The sequence below is a fragment of the Cryobacterium aureum genome (genome assembly GCF_002954245.1).
GTDB classification, from domain to species: domain Bacteria; phylum Actinomycetota; class Actinomycetes; order Actinomycetales; family Microbacteriaceae; genus Cryobacterium; species Cryobacterium aureum.
Genome location: NZ_PPTG01000029.1, coordinates 323,707 through 341,824 on the forward strand (window position 1 = coordinate 323,707; position 18,118 = coordinate 341,824).

At 63.4% G+C, this 18,118-nt stretch carries 11 protein-coding genes; 7 read left to right on the forward strand and 4 right to left on the reverse strand.

The genetic code is table 11. The features are described from left to right. Nucleotides 1–54 precede the first annotated feature (54 nt). From CJ028_RS12705 to CJ028_RS12730, 6 genes are all read left to right on the forward strand, one after another. Nucleotides 55–921 (forward strand): ABC transporter substrate-binding protein, encoded by an 867-nt coding sequence (locus tag CJ028_RS12705; RefSeq protein ID WP_105035584.1) that lies wholly within the window; start codon nucleotides 55–57, stop codon nucleotides 919–921. Nucleotides 922–961: 40 nt separating this feature from the next. Beyond that, nucleotides 962–2,479: an amino acid ABC transporter permease/ATP-binding protein gene (locus tag CJ028_RS21745; protein WP_105035585.1), complete on the forward strand. Its 1,518-nt coding sequence runs from the start codon at nucleotides 962–964 to the stop codon at nucleotides 2,477–2,479. Nucleotides 2,480–2,660: 181 nt separating this feature from the next. Then, the gene (locus CJ028_RS12715; RefSeq protein WP_148666441.1) at nucleotides 2,661–2,915 is read left to right on the forward strand and encodes a hypothetical protein; all 255 of its coding nucleotides are present in this window, start codon (nucleotides 2,661–2,663) and stop codon (nucleotides 2,913–2,915) included. A 103-nt stretch (nucleotides 2,916–3,018) separates the two neighbouring features. After that, nucleotides 3,019–4,011 (forward strand): AfsR/SARP family transcriptional regulator, encoded by a 993-nt coding sequence (locus CJ028_RS12720; RefSeq protein ID WP_240607240.1) that lies wholly within the window; start codon nucleotides 3,019–3,021, stop codon nucleotides 4,009–4,011. A gap of 159 nt (nucleotides 4,012–4,170) precedes the next feature. After that, the gene (locus CJ028_RS12725) at nucleotides 4,171–4,914 is read left to right on the forward strand and encodes a response regulator transcription factor (RefSeq protein WP_105035587.1); all 744 of its coding nucleotides are present in this window, start codon (nucleotides 4,171–4,173) and stop codon (nucleotides 4,912–4,914) included. Beyond that, entirely contained in the window at nucleotides 4,907–6,256 is a 1,350-nt protein-coding gene (locus tag CJ028_RS12730) for a sensor histidine kinase (RefSeq protein WP_105035588.1), read from the forward strand. The genes CJ028_RS12725 and CJ028_RS12730 overlap by 8 nt, the downstream gene beginning before the upstream one ends. Here CJ028_RS12730 and CJ028_RS20695 read toward each other — a convergent pair. The 4 genes from CJ028_RS20695 to CJ028_RS12745 all read right to left on the reverse strand — a co-directional run bounded on the left by CJ028_RS20695 (nucleotide 6,213) and on the right by CJ028_RS12745 (nucleotide 17,113). Continuing rightward, complete coding sequence (locus tag CJ028_RS20695; RefSeq protein WP_129590481.1) at nucleotides 6,213–6,533, reverse strand: hypothetical protein; 321 nt, start codon at nucleotides 6,531–6,533, stop codon at nucleotides 6,213–6,215. The genes CJ028_RS12730 and CJ028_RS20695 overlap by 44 nt on opposite strands. A gap of 117 nt (nucleotides 6,534–6,650) precedes the next feature. After that, nucleotides 6,651–8,342, reverse strand: a complete 1,692-nt coding sequence (locus tag CJ028_RS12735) for a multicopper oxidase family protein (protein WP_105035589.1) — start codon at nucleotides 8,340–8,342, stop codon at nucleotides 6,651–6,653. A 105-nt stretch (nucleotides 8,343–8,447) separates the two neighbouring features. Further along, nucleotides 8,448–11,129, reverse strand: a complete 2,682-nt coding sequence (locus CJ028_RS12740; RefSeq protein WP_105035590.1) for an Ig-like domain-containing protein — start codon at nucleotides 11,127–11,129, stop codon at nucleotides 8,448–8,450. Nucleotides 11,130–11,347: 218 nt separating this feature from the next. Next, the gene (locus tag CJ028_RS12745; protein WP_161498978.1) at nucleotides 11,348–17,113 is read right to left on the reverse strand and encodes a peroxidase family protein; all 5,766 of its coding nucleotides are present in this window, start codon (nucleotides 17,111–17,113) and stop codon (nucleotides 11,348–11,350) included. A 262-nt stretch (nucleotides 17,114–17,375) separates the two neighbouring features. Here CJ028_RS12745 and CJ028_RS12750 point away from each other — a divergent pair, with 262 nt between their 5' ends. Further along, entirely contained in the window at nucleotides 17,376–18,113 is a 738-nt protein-coding gene (locus CJ028_RS12750) for a TetR/AcrR family transcriptional regulator (protein ID WP_105035591.1), read from the forward strand. The last annotated feature ends 5 nt before the right edge of the window (nucleotides 18,114–18,118 follow it).

Here is an 18,118-nt window from a genome sequence, read left to right on the forward strand (position 1 = left end):
GTTGAAACAATTCCTGCTTGCCTTTATTGTTGAACAATCTCTAGTCTGTGAATTATGACATTACTCAACCGCTTTGTCCGATCTTCATCTCGATCACGAATCTCCCTGTCGATCGGGACCGTCGCGCTTTCGGCAGCAGCTCTTCTGCTGCTGACGTCCTGTGCGCCGGCGACGGATGTTGCGGCCGATGAAAATGTGCTCACCGTGGGGTCCGACCTCACCTACCCTCCCTACGCTTTTCTTGATGGCGAAACACCGGCCGGCTTCGACCCCGACATCACCCTGGCTCTCGCCGAAGCGATGGACATGACAGTCTCGTACGAAGACACTCGCTTTGAGCAGCTCATCGCCGGCATCAAATCTGATCGTTTCGATGTCATTGCTTCGGCGCTGTACATCACCAAGGAACGCGCCGCCGAGGTCGACTACATCCCCTACTTCTCAACCGGCAACTCCATCGTCGTCGCCGCCGGGGGATCACCGCTGGAAACCATCCCTGACCTGTGTGGCAAGGTCGTCGCCGTGATCAAGGGTGGCGATATCGTGCAGCGCCTGAGAATTGACGCTTCGGCCGACTGCGTCGAGTCCGGCCAGACCGCGGTCGATGTACGCGAGTTCACCACAGACCCCGAAGGCACCCAGGCCCTCCTGTCGGGGCAGGTGGACGCCCAGCTGACCGACGCGGGCGTGGCATCCACTCTTGAATCCGCCACGGAGAATGCCGTGCGAATTTCGAGCACGGAATTGCTGTACCCGATCCCGGTGGGGCTCGCGGTCAAGAAGGGCAACTCGGGCCTTGCCGAGAAGCTGCTGGCGGCACTGCAGTCGATGAAGGCCGACGGCAGCTACGACGCCCTGCTGAGCGACTACAACCTCGCTGAACCTGATGCTGCTCAGGTTGCTGAAATCCTCGGTAACTGACACTCGCCTGAGCCCGGCCACCGCTGATAAGGACACACACATGGACTGGAACTACGTCGTCGGGCTCTTCGCGCACGCCCCCTTTTACGAAGCCGCGGGAACGGTCGTCGTTCTCGCACTCCTCGGCTGGGCCATCTCGGTCGTACTGGGGATGCTGGTTGCTCTTGGGCGGCAGTCCCGGTTCCGGCTGGTGTCGTGGGTGCTCGGTATCTACGTCTGGCTCTTTCGCAGCCTGCCCTTGCTGGTTCTGCTCATTTTCGTCTACAACGCGCCCCAGCTCGTCCCTGAACTCCAGGTGATCGTCGGCTCACCCTTCATCGCTGGACTCATCGCCATCGTGCTGTCAGAGACCGCGTACATCGCAGAGATCCATCGGGGTGGCATCCTCTCCGTCGCCAAAGGCCAGGGAGAAGCAGCGCGCGCACTCGGCATTCCGTGGCTCGGAGTTCAAACGCACATCGTCATCCCCCAGGCCTTTCGGGTGGCACTGCCGGCGCTCGCGAACGAACTGGTGACCATAATCAAATTGACCTCACTGGTCTCCGCCATCTCCCTGACCGAGCTGCTCCTGGTAGGGCAGCGCCTCTATACCCAGAATTTCAAGGTGCTCGAGACCCTTCTCGTCGTGGCAATTTTCTATGTGGCACTGGTCAGCCTCTTTGATGGCGGCCTCAAGCTGGTCGAGCGTCGGCTGGATGTCACCCGTCGAAAGACCCAGCTTGACGTCTCCGAGATCATGGGTGAGGTTGCACCCGCGCTGCCGAGTCGAGGTAAGAATCCCCACGCGGGTGAAATCGTCATTGATGTGTCGGGGGCCACGAAGAGCTTCGGCTCGACCCACGTTCTGAAGGGTGTCGACCTATCCGTTCACAAGGGCGAGGTGATCGCCATCATCGGACCGTCCGGCTCGGGTAAAACCACTCTGATCCGCACACTCAACGCCCTGGAAATGATCGACGGCGGTTCAGTTGAATATCGCGGCGAGCCCGTGGGATACCAGCTCAACCGGACAGGAACCCTCGTTGCCACCGCCGACCCGCGAATATCCAAACAGCGGCGCCACATCGGAATGGTATTCCAACAGTTCAACCTGTTCCCGCACAAGACGGTGCTAGAGAATGTCACCTTCGCGATCACTCACCTGCGTACGATGTCCCGCGTGGACGCGCGACAGGCCGGCCTGGCGGTCCTGAGCAAAGTCGGTATGGCAGAACACTGCGCGAAGTACCCGCACCAGCTGTCTGGTGGTCAACAACAGCGAGTCGCCATTGCCCGCGCGTTGGCGATCAACCCTGAGGTCGTCTTGTTCGATGAGCCTACTTCCGCTCTCGACCCAGAACTCGTCGACGAGGTGCTGGCCGTCATGGCGGAGCTTGCATCCGAAGGCCTGACCATGGTCATCGTCACGCACGAGATGCGTTTTGCTCGTGCTGTGGCCGACTACGTCGTCTTCATGGACGCCGGCAAAATCGGGGAACAGGGCTCCACGGCCCAACTCTTCGACGACCCTCGGCACGAACGTACCCGTCGTTTTCTCGACCGGGTAGCGACGCGGTAGCCGGGGGGCAGCAGGGTTATTCCATGGTACCGGCATCAAGATTCCGCCATGGCTCCCGCAAACGCGACGCTGCGTCTGGTTCGCCCCGACGACGGCGCGAAGCATCCTGAAACCACCAGGCAGACGCAGCCCGTCCGACCCCTGTCCCCGCAGCGCCGCTGTGCAGCCCGGCGCTCACCGCGTGTGCATCCTGCTCGAACTGACCGCAGCGGATGCCGCCGGCCTGTCTTTGGACGCCGCCGACTACTCCCTGTCCGGCATCGGATCTCGTGCCACGTCGCTCTGGGTCGACCCGAGCCAGCAGGCGGCGGCGGCCGGGACATCCGTTCTGGCCACCCTGGTCTTTGAGATCCCAAATCGGGACATCGCTCTGGTTCTGGACGGCCCGCAGGGGGCGCGTTTGTCGCTCAGTACCGGGCACCACACCGCATCCTGAGAATTTCTCCCCGAAATTGGGGGTCCATGTCTACTCCACACGCGGCTACCCCCGCCCATCGGCAAGCGAGCACCATGGTCGCATTCCAACAGTGGAGGTCAGCATGACAATTGGATTCGACATACGTGAACAGCCCACCGCGACACCCATGGCCCACCTGAGCGTGCACGTCTTTGGAAACCTGAGCGTTCGACGGGGATCAATCGTGCTGCACGCCCACCAGTTGGGCGGGCCCAAACCCCGTCAAATCCTCGAAATTCTGCTCGTGAACCTCGGGCTGCCGGTCTCCAAAGACCGCCTCATTGAACTGCTCTGGGGCGCGAGCGCTCCGGTCGAAGCCCTGCCCACCCTCGAAAGTTACGTCAGCGTTCTCCGTCGCCACCTGCAGCCCGGCGCGGGAAAATTCGGCCCGCTGCAGACCACGACCGGCGGCTACGTGTTGGACCGTGAACTGGTCGACGTCGACCTGGACCAGTTCGACGTGCTGCTGCAGCGAGCGCAGAAGACCATTCCGGGCCTCGCGTATCCCCTGTTGTTGCGCGCTCTGGACCTCGCCGCCGCACCGCTCCTCGGCGACGAACTTCTGCCGGCTTGGGCAACGGAGGCCCGCGATCTGCACGCCGCCCGCCTTACTAGCGCCCGCATTCTCGCTTCGGAAACCGCCGCAGCCCTGCACCGGATTGATGACGCCCTCGATTTCGCGAACCTGGCTCTGGTCGACGAGCCGTTGAACGAACGAGCCTGGACGGCCCTCATTCTCGGATTGGAGGCAAGCGGGCGCCACGCCGAGGGCCTGCAAGCCTACGACCGCTGTCGCCGCGCAATGCAGGACGAGTTGGGCTGCGCTCCCGGCCCGATTCTGCGCGCAGCTCAGCTTCGGCTGCTGCACGCGACAGCTGACGGGGACGGCGACCTGGCTGACGTTTTATCCGCGCTCCTCATGTTGCACGACCAACTTCAAGCGTCAACCGCCAGCGGCCCGGCCTCGCGCCCTGCCACCACTACTTCTCCCCGACCAGTGCCGGTCGCGGATTCCCTCAGGGAGGCTACTGATGTTGTCACGTCATTTCTGCGACGCGCCGTTGCTCGCGCCTGAGCTGGCCGAACCTGCGCCCGCCGGTCTACCACATGGGGGGCAAAAGAAACAGGACTCGACAAAAACTCAGGTAAAACTGATACTTGTCTCGCCTGCCGGAATCGCACGGTGTGGTCCGGCAACATCCAAACTCACGAACGGGCAGAAAGGCCCCCGCACATGACCGCGCAGATGTCCCCGATCGAACCCAATCTGCAGGGGACCATCGCGACCGCGTCCCTACCCGGTTCTGTCACGGTCGATACAACCCCTCTGGGACAAATTCGTATTCTCATCGTTGACGACCACACCACCTTCGCCGAGCTGCTCACCGGTTCCCTCAATCGCGAACCCGATTTGTGCAGCGTCGGCTGGGCCAACAGCGTGGCCACCGGCATCGCCGCCTGCCTGGAGCTCATCCCCGACGTCGTCGTCATGGACTACCACCTGCCCGACGGCAGCGGCCTCGTCGCCGCCACCGCGATCCTCGCCCGCGCACCCCATACTCGCATTGTCATCCTCACCGGCGACCCTGCCCTCGAGGCCCTTGAACAGGCCGCCGCAATCGGGGTATGCGCGTTCCTGCCCAAGGACGGATCGCTCGCGACGGTGCTCGACACCCTGCGGCACGCGCGCCTCGGTGGTTTCATCGTGCATCCATCCCTCGTTGGGCTGCTCAGCGCCCGGCGCCGCCAGCGCAGCGAAGAGATTCCCTTTCCCGAGCTGACCAAGCGCGAACTCGCCGTGCTCCGTCTCATGGGCGAGGGCTCCGACGTGCGGGCCAACGCCAAGGTTCTCGGAATTTCCGAGAACACCTGCCGCGGCTACGTCAAAGCGATCCTGGGCAAGCTTGGGGCACACTCGCAATTGGAGGCCGTCGTCATTGCCACGCGACTGGGTTTGGTTCCCGCGCAGCATGTCTAGTCCGACGGCGGCGAGGCCGAGCAAAATCGACCGGACCCGGTCAGAGGAACGCTCCGAGATTCACGCCGCCGTCAGTCGTTTTATTGTTGTCGGCGCCATTGCGATGTTTGTCGTCGCCGCGCCGGCCGCCCTGTGGGTTCGAGCAGAATCCCAGAGTAATGCCATGGAAAATGCCATCAACCAGACTCAGCGCCTCGCCGATTACTCCGTCGGGCCACTCGTGAGCGATGACCTCATCGCCGGTGTGACGGGGTCTGCTCGGTACCTCGACGACCGCCTCGCCCCCCGTATCTCCGACGGCTCCCTCGTGCGCGTCAAGGTCTGGGATGCCGAGGGTCGCATCGTCTACTCCGATTTTCCATCCCTGATCGGACAGGTCTTCGAACTCCCCAGCTTTGCTCCTGAGCTACTCGCCGGTGGAAAGGGGCGTGCCAATCTCGGCGTGCAAGACGACCCAGACGACGTGCACGAATCACAATCCGGCGGATTGGTCGAGGTGCACGTACGCACCACGGCTGCCAACGGGCAGTCGCTGATTCTTGAGGCGTACTTCAACGACGACGCCGTCCATGACGAGCAGAATGCTCTCGTGGTCGGCCTAATCCCCGCGTTCCTGCTGTCGCTCGGCGCATTGCAACTGGCCCAGTTATTTCCGGCCGTACAGCTCGCCCGGCGAATTCAGGGCCACCAATCAACCAAGCGCCGACTTCTGCAGCACGCGATCGATGCTTCCGATCTGGAACGACAGCGCATTGCGCGCGACCTACACGACGAAGTCATCCAGGATCTTGCTGGACTGTCCTATGCCCTCGAGGCCGAGGAACGACACTCGGCCCCCGAGAACCAGGCGCTCTTCGGCCAGGCTAAGGCCATCCTGCAAAAGAATGTGCGCACCCTGCGCGCCATGACCACTGAGCTCTACCCGCCCGATCTGGCCGAACTCGGGCTGCCGGCCGCCCTCACTCGGCTGGCCGCACCGCTGCTCGAGCACGGCATTGAGGTCAAACTGCATATCCCCCCCGGCTGTGACCTTGATCGAGACCGAGCCGCGATGTTTTATCGGGTGGCCCGAGAGGTGCTCGCCAACACCGTCAAGCATGCCAAGGCCGGCTTATTAGAGCTGTCGCTTATGCAAGATGCAGACCGAACCATCCTGCTCATCCACGACAACGGATGCGGCTTCGACTTGTCCGAAGATGCCCCCGAGAATCATCTGGGCCTACGCATCATGCGCGATACCATCGAGGTCGCCGGCGGCTCACTCGAGGTACGGTCCTGGAGGGGCGGTGGTACGTCGGTCATGGCGACCCTTGAACGGATTGCTCCCGCTCGAATACGGTAACCATGATTCGACGCCGCCGCTGAAACCCGCTCCAGAGCATGATCGACACGGTCGCAAACAGCAGCGCCGAGAGGCCGGTCCAATAGCCAATCCAGGGTCCAGGCGTGACGCGCACCGAGGTCACCTCAAATCGAAGAACATGCACCAGCACGTCGACCACGAAATAGGTTGGGGCATCACTTGCCGAATCTGTCGAAACGGATGCTTCCGGCGCGATTAAGGCGCGCGTTTGGGCAGCCGTCGTACCGGCGGGCAGCAACATCGTCAGCTCGGGCACAGCCTGGTCGAGGAGTCCCGCCGGGAGAACATCGGGGCGATATCTGACAACGTCAGGCTGGCATCCGTCGCCCGCCGCTCGAGCTCGGCGCGCAGGGCGGGCAGGTCGGGGGAACAATTAGGTGCCCGCCGGCAAACCCGGGCGATAAGCCGGCGGGAAGGAACCCATCGGTGTCGTGTCGACCACCGGAACGTCCGAGCTGATCGGATCGTTCACCCGATAATCGCCCACGGCAAACTGAATCATCATGTCGTGGTCCTCGTGCGAGAGGTTGTGACAGTGAATCATGTAGCGACCGCCGGAAGCCTTGCCGGTATCGAACTGCATCAGCACCGTGACGGATTCATTTTCACCAACATAGAAGACATCCTTGGGGCCATTCTCCCAGGCGAACGGTTTGCCTCCGTTGGTATTGCGCCCGATGATCTTGCCGTCCACTAGGTGGATGTGTACCGGGTGGAACCAGCCGCCCGAGGAGTTGGTGATGGTCCACTGCTCCACGTCGTAGGGCTGAGGATTGCCGAACAGCTTGGTGAAATTCGACTTCTCCACGTCGGCCCAGGTCGTGCCGTTGATTTTCCACATGCCGTTCCCGCGCTCCACCACCATTTTTCGCTTCACCTTGGCCATGTCGGGCGTGAGGCTCATGGTGGACAGGCCGCCCAGTTCGGGATGGACCGCGCCGCCATCGTCGAGGGAAGTGGGGATGGCCGAGATGGAACCGGCGTTCGAACCGGAGTCGGCTACGACCTCGAATTTCATGATCTTGCCGGTGTTGGCGAAGTCCACGTTGTTCTTGTTGCTGAGGTTTCGCAGCTCGACCGCTTGCCCTGGCTTGTACTTGCGAAAGTCGATCAGAATCTCGTAGCGTTCGGCCGTGCCCTGGCGCCACGATCTCACGGCTTGAACCGTAGGCGTCATGCCGCCGTCGGTGCCGACGATGTAAATCGGCTCACCGGTCGAGAGGGTCGGCCGGTAGGAGCGTCCGATTGAGGCGATCAGCACTCGAAACCGGTAGATCCGGGGCTTGACCTTCATCGTGGGCCACGGCACACCGTTGACCATGATGATGTCACCCCACACCCCCTTGTGGCCGTTGTCGTTGTAGCCGAGTGAGCCGTCGGCTTTAAACATGGCATCGGAAATCATGAGCGGCACGTCGAATTCGCCCTGGGGCAGCTGCGCCAATTCAAAGGGGTCGTGCAGGGCATAGATGCCAGCCAACCCCGAGTACACATTCTGCGCGGTCTGGTGCATGTTGTGGTCGTGATACCACAGCGTGCGCGCCGACTGCCAGTTGGGGTACTGATAGTTCTTGACTTTGCCGACGGCGGTGAAGTCGTTAGCGTAGCCGTCGTACTGCGGCAGCGATGCCGAGCCGTGCAGGTGGGTGACGGTGTTGAACGCACTCGGGTGCAGCAGACCGTTGGTCGGCAGAGCGTTGCGAATGCGCACCTCGCTCCTGGTCCCCTGGCCCAGCCGAATGGTCGGGCCAGGGAAGATCCCGTTGTAGCCAGCGACCGTCGTTGACAGCCCGGGAACGAACTGAGCCTGGCCGAGCTTCTGGGTGAGGGCGTAGCGGGCAAAGGGACGTGACGGGTCACCGTCATCGAAGCCGGTTTGGTAGGGCAATAATTCGGGGGGACGACGGAACACGCCAGCGTATGGCACCGGCATATTCGCGGGTGCCAGCTGGCTTTTCGTCATGAGCGGGGTGGTGGAAACCGGATCGTCGTCGTCGCCGCTCATCCCGATGACGCCGAGCGCACCGAATGCGCCCAGTTGCAAGACTTCTCTGCGTGATGTCATGACGTCTCCTGCTGATTTTCTGGAACACACTGCTTGGTTAGGGGTATTTCGGGGCCCGGCTGGCGACTCATACGAGTCGCCAGCCGGGTTATCGGGGTGATTGTTTTAGTTCGCCGCGCCCGTCGTGTACGACCAGGTGCGGGTGACCACCGGGTTGCCAGCCAGGTCTCGCACAGCACCAGTGCCACCGGTGATGGTCACCGTGTACGTCGTGTTGGCCAGGAGGGTGGCGTTCGGGTTGATCGTCAGTACGCGGGTAGTCGCGTTGAACGACAGGGTCGAAGGGATCGTCGCACCGGGACGGGTGACGGTCACCGACGTTGCGGTGAATCCAGTGATAGCTTCACTGAAGGTCGCGGTCGGGCTCACCAGCCGTCCAACGGCCGTCGCTCCCGCCGCGGGACTCTGCGCGGTGATCGTCGGAGCCGGACCAGTGATGAACGACCAGGTGCTCGTCGCCATCGTGTTGCCGGCCGCGTCACGGATGCCCGAGAGGGTGGCCGTGTAGCTGCGGTCGGCGAGCAGGCTCGCGTTCGGGTTCAGCGTCGCGGCGCGAGTCGTGGCGTTGTACGACACCACGGCGGGGATCACCGTTGTGCCGAGCCGAAGCACGAACGTCGTGGTGCCCACTCCCGTGACCGGTTCACTGAACGTTGCCGTCAGGTTGCCGGTCTGGCTGACCGAACGAGCACCCGTTGCAGGGGTGCGCGCTGTCACTGTGGGAAGCACGAACTCCGTGCGCGGTGTGACTACGACCGAACGAGCGGATGCTGCTCCGGTGCCGACCGAGTTGATCGCGGCAACATCGAAGGTGTACCCGGTTCCGTTGGTCAGCGCCGTGATCACCCGGGTGGTGACATCGGCCACCGTCGTCGTGCCCGTTGCCGTCGTGGCCGCCCCAATGAAGGTACGAACCTGGTAGCCCGTGACAGCCGGGGCGTTGGCCACAGCGCCCGGGGCGGTCCAGTTCACCGTCACCTGAGCATTACCAGCAACCGAGGTTCCGATCACGGGAGCTCCGGCGACGACCTGCACCACCGGCGCTGGCGCCGACATGAATGACCAGGTGTCGGTAGTTATCGGGTTGCCCGCAACATCCACGATCCCCGTCAGCGTCGCCGTGTAGGTCGTGTCGGCCAACAATGTCGCGCTCGGGTTCAGGGTCGCAACGCGAGTGCCGGCATCGTATGACACTACGGCGGGAACGGTCGTGGCACCGTTGGCGAGCACAAACGTGGTCTCGCTGACTCCCGTCACCGTTTCGCTGAACGTTACCGTCACGTCACCGGTCGCACTGACCGAGCTTGCGCCCGCCAGCGGGGTCCGCGCCGTCACCGTGGGGGCGACAACATCAGGTTCCGGATTCACCACACTGATCGTGAATACGGCCTGAACAGTGGCCGAAACGTTTCCGACGGGATCGAAGGCATTGAACGTGAGTGTGGTGGAGGTGGCGACGGGTATCGCTCCGGTGTAGAGCGTGGCGGAGTCGGAGACGACGCCACCGGCAAGAACTACGTCGGAACCGTCGGCGGTGTAGTAAATATCCGACCCGGTCTCATTGGCGCTCAGCGTGACCGACTGTGCGGTATCGAATGTGCCGCCGGCGGGCGTTGCTGCGACGGTAGGCGCCGTGCTGTCGGTTGCCGGGATGGCATGCACAGCCGGGAAGGTTTCTCCGACACTGCTGACCGCGACCACGTACACGTCGTAGGTTTCCCCGGCGGTCAATCCAGTGATGGTGGTGCCGGTCGAACCCTGCCCAGTGATGCGCTTTCCGATTTCAGTCTGCTCGTTGTTGGTGACGGTGTGCGCCACGGCGACGGCTCTGTACCCGGTAATGGCCGGTGTTCCGGGAATCGCCACGGCGGGCTTCCAGGTGAGCCCAATAGCGGTGCCCGACGTCGTGGCGGCGACATCCGTCGGCCCGGGGGGGCCAGAGGCGAGTGGGCCGTTGGGGCAACCGCCCATGCCGGGGCCGCCCAGTTCACCGAACTCGGCGATGGTCAGACCCTGACGGTTGGCGTCGAGGTCTTCGGCCTGCCAGCCCATGGCGCGCTCGCCACCCGCATCGGCTGCGAGCTGTGCCGCGTCAAGCTGGTCGAAAATATATGTGGCGGTGAAGGTGTTCGGTCCAGCCAAATCAAACTCGAGGCTGGAGCGGTAGCCGCCCTTGGGGGCGGGGGCCATCGGACCTGGTACGGCGCGGACATCGCGGCGCTGCACGGTTGTCGGTACCAATGCCGGCTCGATGATGCGTTGTTCAACTTGTGCCCGGTTAACCGTCGCGCCAATATGGCCGGTAACCGTGACTGTGGTGCCGCTGCGCACAGCTCTGCCGGTCACAAACAAGTCTTGGACCAGCGTGTCCCCGGCAGCGGTGGCACCGAATTTGACGGATACGGTGTCCGCCGGGAGGATATCGGGGGTTACCTGAAGTCCGGTTCCGGCACCCCAGCACACGCCGCCGGGATGGTTGATCTCAAAGGCGACGTCGCCGGCCTGGACAACGGCCTGGGCTGAGCCGATCACTCCGACACCGGTGCGACTGACCTCAACGGTCGCCGTCTCACCCACATGGTTTTGATAGCCCTCGAGAACGACGAAGTCCCGGTTAGGAAAGACCACGATGTTGTCGGGAAATGCCGGAACGGCCGCATGCGCCGCTGGGATGGCGAGCACGAAGCTGGAGCACAGCGCTGCGACAGCGAGCCCCACCAATGCGGTCTGGCGCCGATCCGGGAACCGGGAACCGGTCCATTTCGGTTCGTTCAACAACTCTTTCATGGTGCGCCTTCCATTCCATAAAGTGGAGCACGATTCACGCGTGTATGAACGATGTCAGCCGCAGCTTGTAAAAACACTGGGGTTGGCGCCGGGGTGGCGCGAAGGGGATTAGCTGCGATTCTCGAGGCTCATTTGTGGGGAGGTCGCCGACAAACACAAACCGGCCGGCGACTCAGGAAGAGTCGCCGGCCGGCCTGGGATGGTTCAGGTTCCCTGGCTTAGAACAGGATGCCGGTCGTGAAGGTCCAGGTGCTCGTCACCAGCGGGTTACCCGCGAGGTCTCGAACGCTGCCGATTCCTCCGGTGATGGTGACCCGGTACTGCACGTTCGAACTCAGGCTCGCGCCGGGGTTGATGGTCAGCACATTGGTGGTGGCGTTGAACAACGCTCCCGAGGTGATGACCGCTCCGGTGGAAACCCGAGTGATTCGAACCGTGGTCGCGCTGACTCCGGTGATGTCTTCACTGAGTAGCACGGTCACGTTGGCGTTCCGGCGTACCGCGATGGCTCCGGGTGCAGGAGTCCTCGTGAGGATCGTCGGAGCCGGGCCCGTGGTGAAGGTCCAGGAACTGGCCACCATCGTGTTGCCCGCCACGTCACGGATACCCGACAAGGTGGCCGTGTAGCTGCGGTCGGCGAGCAGGCTCGCGTTCGGGTTCAGCGTCGCGACGCGAGTCGTGGCGTTGTACGACACCGAGGCGGGAACCACCGTGGTGCCGAGCCGCAGCACGAACGTCGTACCGCTGACCCTGGTGACCGGTTCACTGAACGTTGCCGTGAGGTTGCCGGTCTGGCTGACCGAGCGAGCACCCGTTGCAGGGGTGCGCGCTATCACGGTCGGAAGCACGAACTCCGTGCGCGGTGTGACTACGACCGAACGAGCGGATGCCGCTCCGGTGCCAACCGAGTTGATCGCGGCAACATCGAAGGTATACCCGGTTCCGTTGGTCAACGCCGTGATCACCCGGGTGGTGACGTTAGCCACCGTCGTGCTGCCCGTTGGCGCCGTGCCCGCACCGATGAAGGTGCGAATCACATAGCCACTGACAGCGGGGGCATTGGTTACAGCGCCCGGGGCGGCCCAGTTCACCGTCACCCGCGCGTTGCCGGCGACCGAGGTTCCGATCACTGGTGCACCCGGCACGACCAATACCACTGGCGCGACCGGCGTGACAGTGACCGAACGATCCGAGGCTGCTCCGGTGCCGACCGAGTTGATCGCCGCGACATCGAAGGTGTAGCCGGTGCCGTTGGTGAGCCCTGTGATCGTCGCCGTGGAGACGTCGGCGACGTTTGTAGTGCCGTCCGGTGTGGTGCTCGCACCGACGTAGGTGCGAATGCGATAGCCCGTGATCGGTGTCTGATTGGCCACCGCTGCCGGCGGTGTCCAGTTCACGGTCACCTGCGCATTACCGGCGACCGGGCTTCCGATCGTTGGAGCGCCCGCGACCACCGGTGCCGACGGAGTCACCGCGTTGGTCGAAGCCGAGAATGCGCTCGTTCCTTCCGCATTGGTCGCCGATACCTGGAAGGTGTAGCTGGAGCCGTTGGTCAGCCCGGTGATAACCAGGTTGAATGCGGTTCCGGCTGCGGTGCGGAGTGCACCCACCTGGGCTCCGGCCGAGTCGAGCACCTTCACCGAGAAGCTGGTGGCCACGCCGACGGGCGACGCGGTCCAGTCAACGGTGGCCTGCTCGTTGCCGGCAATGGCAGCACCGATGGTCGGGGTTCCCGGAGCCACGGTGTCGCTGAACTGCAGGCGTTCGATGTTGCGCAGGGTATCCGTGCCGTCGGTGCCACGGTTATCACGCACCGTGGTGGTTGACCCAGCTGAACCCAACGTGCCGTTGCCACCGGTGGTGGTGACCTCGTAGTCGCTGGTCAATCCGGAGAACTGCGCCGAGTCAGTGCCGCCAGATCCGTAGAGAATCTCGCGTACCGCCACGATGTTGCCCGGGTCGACGTTGCCGGCGAAGACAGCTTCCTGCAACGTCGGTCCGGTGAGCCCACCGGCGCCGTCAGACAGGTACTGGCTGGTCATCGCGCTCTGGTTCGCGCCGTTGATGCTGGCACTGCCGATCTCCGTCGCCGGGTCGTTCGCGTTGGTGCGAACACTCAGGCGAAGGCTGAGGTACGCGTCACCGTCGATGATGTCGTCGGCGCCGCGTCCCTCGATCAGGTCGCTACCGCCGCCACCGAGGAGTACGTTGCCGGCACCCCAGACGTTCGGGCCTTCGAGAATCGGGCAGTCACCCTGGGCCGACACAGCGACAACGGATGCCAGTGTGGTCGTGAATTCCGGAATCAGCGCGTCGAGGCCCGCGATGCGGTCTACTCCGGCCTGGTCCAGAACGTCGCAGCCGATGAATCCGCCACCGCCGACGGCACTGGGAACAATGTCGTCACCGCGGAGGATGTCGTTCAGCTTCCAGCCGGAGAGTGCCTCGACCTCGTTGTACTTGTCGCGCACCCCCACCTGCAGGATGTCGAGCGGAGCGATCGGTAGGGCCAGATCGGAGACCTGTGCCTGAGGGTCACCCTGGCCAGTCGACCAGTCGTAGCCGGAACCGCCGGCGACCTTTTCAATGCCGGGACCACCGACGCCAATGTCGTCGCCGCCTTCCATGTCGTAGTCGTCATCGCCGCCCTGGCCGATCATGAAGTCGCTGCCAGGCTTCTGCGAGTCGTCCAGGAAGAACAGGTTGCTGCTGTCTCCGATCATGAGGTCGGGCTGGTTGCCGCCCTCTTCCCAATCGTCTCCACCGTCACCGAAGGCTGCGTCGAGGCCTTCACCGAGCATGATGAAGTCGTCGCCGGCGCCGCCGAAGGTTTCGTTGGCATTGGCTCCACCGTTGGTGAAGTCCTTGCCCTCGCCGCCCATGAGGATGTCGAGTCCGGGCCCGGCATCGATCGCGTCGTTGCCTGGGCCGCCCTTGGGCACGTCGTCTCCGGCGAGGTCGGTGATGATGTCGTTGCCTTCACCGCCGAGAGCCACGTCGGCTCCGCCACCGCCTTCGATGACGTCGTTGGCCAGGCCGCCCCAGAAGGTGTCGTTGTCGTTGCCGCCGTAGATCCGGTCCACGTTTCCGGTGCCGTTGTAGACAGCCTGCCCGTTGATACCAGCGGGGTCGACCGTGTTGCGGGCGCGGTACTTGATCGTGCCGTCTGGCATGCGAATCAGCAGGGCTGCCTCATTACACTCGGATTGCGGGTCGTTGGCGACGGTGTTGCCCGAAGCCGCGAAGCCAGCGACGGTTCCAGCCAGGTTCTTCAGCTCGAACTTGCAGTCAGCCGTGGCGAAGGGATCAGCCTTGAGCGAGTGCGCGTTCGTGTTGCGCATCATGAGCTCGGCAAAGGAGTTGCCCTCCAGCTGGGTGCGGAGATTCATGCCGGGCGTGCGGGCGAGATAGTACAGGCGGTCACCGTTTTGCAGGTCGGTCATCTGGTTCTCGAACACGTAGTTGAACGTCGTGCCGAGCAGGCCACCGAACGGGGTCGTCATCTCAGCCAGGCCGCCGACCCAGAGATCGACGTCGTCGAGACCCGTGATCGAGTGCGTGCCCGAGTTGGCCCACGTTCCGGTGCTGTTCATGAAGTCCATGGCGCCGTCCGGAGAACCTTCTCCAGCCAGAGCGTCTGGGCTCACGATCAGTCGTGCAGCGTCGCGCTTTCCGTCGAGCGTGCTCGCGCCGGTAATGGTGGGGAACTGACCGTAGGCCGCGACGAAGTTGATTAACGATTCCGGGTGCTTGAGGTTCTCTCCGAAGTCGATCCAGTTCGTGTATGGCTTGAGCGCCCCGTCGTTGGTCTTATTAAACAGATCACGACGGAATACGTTCAGCCGCGGCACGCCTTCAGAACGCGCACGGGTTATGTTGATCGCTGCCAGGTCGAGCGGCAGCCCGAGGAGGTCATTGCGCAGGGTGTCGGTGACGAACTCGTCGAGTTCGTTACCTACCTGGTCGCTCATGCCCATGATGACGCTGCCGGCGGCTTCCTCGGAGGTTAACTGACCCTCTGGTCCACCATCGGTGTACGCGGGCGGGTTGAGGAAACCCTCGAGCAGGGAAATGTCGTTCTGGCTGCCCAGAACGTCGTCACTCGTGTCGAACACCCCGTCGGGACCGGGCTTGTCCTGATTGCGACGCGAGATTGTCTCGGTCAGCATGGAGTGACCGAAGCGGTAAACTGCGTGAGCGAACTCCGCCTTGACTGCCGGGTTGATCTCGGTCTGGGTGAACGCGAACGGCTCGAACGGGTTGATCCCCGGCTGTACCTTGCGCGCGAATTCCTCGAATACGAGGTGCTGGTACTCCATCTCGGTGACGTAGCGGGCAGCCTGGAACAGGCGGTCGCCGTTCCAGCCGGCAGCTCCGCTGGCCAGCTTCCACTCGGCCAGCGCCGCAGCGCCCTTAGCGGAGGTGTCGTTGGTCAGGGTGTTCTTGATGTCCTCAACCAGGCGGTCGTGCTCCGAGTGGAACACCTGGTGAATGGTGGTCAGGCCGATGTTTTCATTGACACGACCGTCGCCGGCGATGAAGTGAGCATTGAGCATCTCATCGTCGTAGGTGCCGGACGGCTGGCTGGCGAAGTCAGCGGATGCCGACCCGTTGGCATCCGGTGTGAGTCCGGGCTTCGGCTCAGCGTTGTGCGCAATGTCGGTCAGGAACGGCGTGTTGAAGTAGAGCACGTCACTCGGAACGGGCACCGGGTTCACCGTGTCACCCTCGACCAGACCGGTCGCGGTGGCGTACTGCGGCATTCCGCGCAGCGGCCCGGGAATGAACTTGCCGTAGGCATCCACTGCCAACATTGGAATATTGAGAACATCCTTGTCGGTCAGCAGTAGCCCGAGCACGTTCGCGGCCTGCGCCTTGGTATTGGCCCAGGTGGCCATGCCGCCAGCGGTCGGTCCGGCCGGCCCGCCGATGAGCTTGCCGGTGGCGACCGGCCGGTTACCCTCGATCACGTACTCGCGCAGGAACACCTGGTGCGAGGCGTGCGAGGCGTAGGTCTGGCTCTGGTCGACCCAGGGGGAGTTGGTGTTGAGGGCATCCTGAACGTCGTCAGCGCTCTCATCGGCCGCAGTGGACCGGTCATCGCCGGCGACGCCGTCGGCTCCGGGCTGGTTCTTGCCACGGGTCAGCACCATGAAGCGCAGGTTCGGATCGAGGTCGTCACCGTTTCCGAAGACGTGATCCGGCCCGGCGACCAGCGGGTCGTCGGCCTGAAGCGGTACGAAGACCGTGCCGCCGCCCTTGACCGTCTGGTCGATGCCATGGTCGAAGAATTGGCCGAACAGGGTGAACAGGGAGTTGTACGGCGGCGACAAACCGACATCGGTCGTCACGTTCGGCATGAACAGCGTCTCGTGGTTGGGGATACAGCCCGGTGGTGTGCCGGAGGGCAGACTCGGGCTCGGGTCGGTCGTGCATGCCACGACGCCCTCATTGCCTTGGGTGCGCACCGGGTTTCCGGCGGCGGCGATGGCGGCCGGGTTGGTGGAGGTCTGGTCGACGATCAGGTTGCTGATGGTGCGCGGCTCAGAGTCGAAGACCAGGCCCTTTTTCTGGGCGTATGAGGTGCCGTTCGGCGGGCCGAATCCGGAGGGTGTGACATCCGCTTCAGTGAACAACGGCGTGGCCATGCGGGGGAACACCTGGTCGGAGGCTCCAAATTGGTCCTGGCCGGGCTGCAGGTTGTTGCAGGAGCCGTCCACCGTGCGCAGTCCGAGCGAGAGCAGCGGGCTGGCGATCTGGTTGGGACCGCTCCCGACGAGCGCACCACACGGGCCCGTGGCCGAGGTGGTGTTCGCCACGTGGGCTTCAGCGATCTTGATCTGCTTAAGAATAAAGGCGAGGTCGCTTGTGGTGACGGCAAACCCCTGGCCGACCGCAGCGACGGCCGCCTGGGCCGGCAGTGCGGCCGTCAGCCCGAGTCCGGCGTAGAGCACCGCTGCCATGCCGGCTGCGACTATGCGCATGGGCTTGCCGAAGACTCTCTGCGGTCTTCCACTGTCCTGAGAAAGTGGACTACCCCGCATTCCGGTACTTCTCGTGCTGCGAATGCTTCCGTGACCTTCGAACCTGCTCATGACGCACCTATCTCTTCAGGGTGAGCGAATGCTGTAAGAGTGCGATGTGGGCCTTATGGAAACCTTGTGCATTCGCTAGTCGGCCCACCTGCGCCCTCCACTCTGTTCTGGGCCACGGCCGGCACCTATTACGTGCTAATTTCGCCAGACCATGTCTGATCTGTCTGCACCCACCGCGTTCACCGATCTCGCGCGCGATTCCGCGCCCCGCCAAACGGATGCCCGCAGCCGCGTCGCCGTCGCCGACATCGCTGTCGGCTTGTTTCAAGCCCAGGGCTATGAAGCCACCAGCACCACTCAGATCGCCGCAGCCGCTGGGGTGTCCCGCAGCACCTTCTTTCGTCAATTCCGCTCGAAGGACGATGTGATCTTCGCCGACCACGATGAGTTGCTCGAACAAATCGACGAGTTTTTTGCCGCCGAGCACGATGACCCCTGGCTGGCCGTCTGCGGTGCGGCCGCGCTCGTGTTCGAGCGGTTTCGGGAGCGTCTCGAGATCGTGCGGGTGCGCGACCTGGTGGTGCGCCAGACATCCGTTTTGCGCGACCGGGAAACGGTGATGGTGTCTCGCTACGAGAAAACCTTCTCTGCCTATCTGCGCCGCAGCCTGCCGGGCGTCGACCCGGTCGTGGCGATTCAATTTGCCGCCGCAGTGACGGCCACGCACAATTTCGAGCTGCGCCGTATGATTCGTGCCGTCGACTCCGCTCGAGTGCTCGATTCCGCCGGCTTGGCGGCACAGTTGCACGCCGTGCGCAATCGCTTTGTGCCCGGCGGGGAGGTGGCCGCGGCCTCCAGCGACCTGCTCGTGGCCGTGTTTCCCGCCTCGGCCTTGCCGGCAGATGTCGCCCGCGTGATCGAGAACCGGCTCCGATCCACAGCACTCTGACACCA